This is a genomic window from Mycobacterium sp. TH-M11 (genome assembly GCF_057473725.1).
The window spans coordinates 1-4,136 of the sequence record NZ_JBYCLD010000495.1; the positions used below are offsets into that span (position 1 = coordinate 1).

Here is a 4,136-nt window from a genome sequence, read left to right on the forward strand (position 1 = left end):
CACCCCAACCACGACCAAACCGAACAAGGCTGGACCACCCGCAAAAACACCCACAGCCACACCGAATGGATCCCACCCCCACACCTCGACCGAGGCCAACCCCGCACCAACACCTACTGGCACCCCGAAAAACTCCTGCGCGCAGAAGACGACGAGCCGGAGTGAATGTGAACGCTGGTGTCAGATAAGGCCCAGGTCGGTGACCGCGCTGCGCTCGTCGGCGAGCTCGGCGGTCGACTTGTCGATCCGCTCGCGGGAGAAGTCGTTGATGTCCAGACCCTGCACGATGCTCCAGTCGCCACCGGCGGTGGTGACCGGGAACGACGAGATGAGGCCCTCCGGCACACCGTAGGAGCCGTCGGAGTAGACCGCCATCGACACCCAGTCGTCGTTCGGGGTGCCCAGCAGCCAGTCGCGGGCCGCGTCGATGGTCGCCGAGGCGGCCGAGGCGGCCGACGAGCTGCCACGCGCGTCGATGATCGCCGCGCCGCGCTTGGCGACGGTCGGGATGAACTCCTCGGCGATCCACTTCTGGTCGTTCACGACCTCGGCGGCGTTACGGCCGCCGATCTCGGCGTGGAAGATGTCTGGGTACTGGGTGGCCGAGTGGTTGCCCCAGATGGTGACCTTCTTGATGTCGGTGACCTTGGCGCCGGTCTTTTTGGCCACCTGCGAGATCGCCCGGTTGTGGTCCAGCCGAGTCAGCGCGGAGAACCGCTCCTTGGGAATGTCGGGTGCGTTGTTCAGCGCGATCAGCGCGTTGGTGTTGGCCGGGTTGCCGGTAACACCGATCCGGACGTCGTCGGCGGCGACGGCGTTCAGCGCCTTGCCCTGGGCGGTGAAGATCGCACCGTTGGCCTCCAGCAGATCGCCGCGCTCCATGCCCGGGCCCCGCGGGCGCGCGCCGACCAGCAGGGCCAGGTTCACGCCGTCGAAAATCTTGTTCGGGTCGGCGCCGATCTGCACGCCCGACAGCAGCGGGAACGCACCGTCGTCAAGCTCCATCACCACACCCTCGAGCGCCTTCAGCGCCGGCTCGATCTCCAGCAGCCGCAGCTCGATCGGGCGGTCGGGGCCCAACAGCGAGCCGCTGGCCAGGCGAAACAGCAGGCTGTAGCCGATCTGGCCGGCGGCGCCGGTGACGGCAACCTTCAGGGGTGTGGGGCTCACGGTCATTCGCTCCTCAGGTGGAGATCGGCAATCGCGTCGGGTCGAAACTAGCGCACCCGCGTACCCGAAAAATCCCTACCCCACCCCGGCGCCGGCGGCGCCGTCCGCTGCCAGCCGTTTGCCATTGAACCCGCGTAGCATGACCGGGGCTTTATCCGATCCGAGCTGCGACGGGAGGTGACGGATGGCTTCGTTTCGCGACATACCGGAAACGCTGCGTCCACTGGCACGGCCTGAACGGGACGAGACTCCCAGTCCGCTGCTGGTGGACCCGCCCGCCGACCAGGCGGTGGTGGATTGCGGCATATATGTAGACGGCGAGCGGCTGCCCGGCACGTTCGGCTACGCCCAAGCCCGCGCCAAGGTGGCCGATTTGCAGCTGAGCGGCCAGGACGCCTTTGCCTGGATCGGCCTGCACGCGCCGACCGAGCACCAGATGCAGGAGGTCGGAGAGGCCTTCGGCATGCATGAGCTGGCCGTTGAGGACGCAGTCTGCGCGCACCAGCGACCCAAGCTCGAGCGCTACGACGAGTCGCTGTTCTTGGTGCTCAAGACGCTGAACTACATGCCGCACGAGTCGACCCTGCTGGCCCGCGAAATCGTCGAAACCGGCGAGATCATGGTCTTCGTCAACCAGGATGTCGTGGTGACCGTCCGGCACGGCGACCACGGTCGGCTCTCCGATGTCCGCAAACGGCTGGACACCGATCCCGACCACCTGCGGCTGGGCCCGTTCGCGGTGATGCACGCGATCGCCGACGCGGTGGTCGACCACTATCTCGAGGTCACCCAGTTGATGGAAGGCGACATCGACGCCATCGAGGAAGAGGCTTTCGCGCCCAACCACCGCACCCAGATCGAGCCGATCTACCAGATGAAGCGTGAGGTGGTCGAGCTGCGCAGATCGGTCAACCCGCTATCGGTGCCGTTCGCGCGTTTGCAGACCGAGCACAAGGACCTGCTGTCCAAAGAGGTCCGGCGCTATCTGCGCGACGTCGGCGACCACCACACCCACGCGGCCGACCAGATCGCCAGCTACGACGAAAACCTCAGCTCGCTGGTACAAGCGGCGCTGGCCCGAGTCGAGATGCAGCAGAACACCGACATGCGCAAAATGTCCGCGTGGGCGGCCCTGCTGGCGATACCGACGATGGTCGCCGGCATCTACGGGATGAACTTCGAGTACATCCCCGGATTGAAGTGGCATTGGGGCTACCCGACAACGGTCTTCGGCACCGCGGCGATCTGCCTGTTCTTGTATCGAAACTTCCGGCGTAACGGCTGGCTGTAGCGCTGGTTGTCGCGGATCCTCCCGGCGCGGCGCGGGCACGTCAGTGGATGGCTTCGAGGGCCAGCGCGCAACCGGGCCGCTCGCGTCGATCACCTTGTCCAGTCGCCTTCCGAGTGTTCACGCGACGGTTCGACGTCGCGCACGTCGTGGCTCCGGATCGGCCATGACGCTTGCCGCGCGCGACTTTGGCTTCTTCTGGCGGCATCGGCTTACCAAGAGGGAGGTTTCTCGCCATGTGCAGTGAAATGCTGGTAGATTTCAGTGCAATGGCGGTGGGGCTCGCCGCAACCGCAGTCCACTTTGGACGGCCAACGGTCCCTGCGTAACTGATGAATGTCGGTTCGGTCGCGTCAGCGTGGCTCCGAATCGGCCACGGACGCAGAGGAACTCAGGTGAAGGTCAAATTTTCGTCTGTTTCGGCAATCGAAATCCTCGATTCACGCGGGCGGCCGACGCTGTCGGTGCAAGCAACGCTGTCCGACGGGCGGCAGGTTTGTTCCGGGGTGCCCTCGGGAGTTTCGACGGGCAGCCGCGAGGCGATCGAGTTGCGCGACCATGATGAGCGCTACAACGGGATGGGCGTACGCAAGGCCGTGGCCCGCGTCAACGGGCCGATTGCCGAAGAGCTGACGGGTCGGCTGTTCAACAGTCCGGAAGACCTGGATCAGGCCCTGCGTCAGCTGGATGGAACCCCGGACAAATCGCGGTTCGGCGCAAATGCGATCGTCGGTGTCTCCATTGCGGCAGCGCGAGCATTCGCACTTAATGCAGGGAAACCGTTGTGGCAGTATCTGATTCCCGACGGTGTTACTCCACGACTACCGGTCCCACACTTCAACGTCATCAACGGCGGCGCACACGCGCTGAACGGCCTGGATTTTCAGGAATTCATGATCGCCCCGCTCGGGGCACCGTCGCTGCAGGAAGCGATCCGCGCGGGCGCAGAGATTTATGGGCGCCTGCGCTCGACGCTGGCTGACCGCAATCTGGGAACCGGTCTGGGTGACGAGGGCGGTTTCGCGCCGCAGATCGATGGAGCAGACGAGGCTCTGGCGTTGCTCACCACGGCAATCGAGGACGCCGGGTATACCGCTGGGCGCGACGGCGTGGCGATCGCCCTCGATCCTGCCGCCAGCGAATTTCACCGTGACGGCCGTTACCGATTGGGCTGGAACTCGATATCCAGCGACGAACTGATCGACCGCTACGCCGGCCTTGTCGAGAGATATGCGGTCTGGAGCATCGAAGACGGCATGGGCGAGCGCGACACCACCGGCTGGCAGAAGTTGACCAGGACATTGGGTGACGGTGTGCAACTGGTCGGGGACGACAACTTCGTGACCAACCCCGAACTCATCGCAGACGGCGTGCGGGCCGGCGTCGCCAATGCGGCGCTGATCAAGGTCAATCAGATCGGCACTGTCACCGAAACGCTTGAGGCGTTGAAAGTTTGCCGAGAGGCAGGCTACGCGGCGATGATTTCGCATCGCTCGGGCGAGACCGACGACACGTTCATCGCCGATCTGGCGGTGGCCTCGGGCTGCGGTCAAATCAAGTCCGGCGCCCCGGCCCGCGGCGAACGGGTGGCCAAATACAATCGGCTACTTGAAATCAGTTCGTTGACAACAAATCTGGCGTTCGGTCTCCCCGACAAGTGATCACCCGTCCGCCGGCG

3 protein-coding genes are annotated in these 4,136 nt (G+C 64.9%); 2 read left to right on the plus strand and 1 reads right to left on the minus strand.

The features are described 5' to 3' along the window. Positions 1 to 180: 180 nt before the first annotated feature. The gene (locus AC2VOG_RS18915; RefSeq protein WP_486941367.1) at positions 181 to 1,170 is read right to left on the minus strand and encodes a malate dehydrogenase; all 990 of its coding nucleotides are present in this window, start codon (positions 1,168 to 1,170) and stop codon (positions 181 to 183) included. Between the two features lie 184 nt (positions 1,171 to 1,354). Here AC2VOG_RS18915 and AC2VOG_RS18920 point away from each other — a divergent pair, with 184 nt between their 5' ends. Together AC2VOG_RS18920 and eno are read left to right on the plus strand one after the other, a co-directional pair. Continuing rightward, complete coding sequence (locus AC2VOG_RS18920; RefSeq protein ID WP_486941368.1) at positions 1,355 to 2,461, plus strand: magnesium and cobalt transport protein CorA; 1,107 nt, start codon at positions 1,355 to 1,357, stop codon at positions 2,459 to 2,461. Positions 2,462 to 2,853: 392 nt separating this feature from the next. Then, positions 2,854 to 4,119, plus strand: coding sequence for a phosphopyruvate hydratase (gene eno, locus AC2VOG_RS18925; protein WP_486941369.1), 1,266 nt, complete (start codon positions 2,854 to 2,856; stop codon positions 4,117 to 4,119). Positions 4,120 to 4,136: the final 17 nt, after the last annotated feature.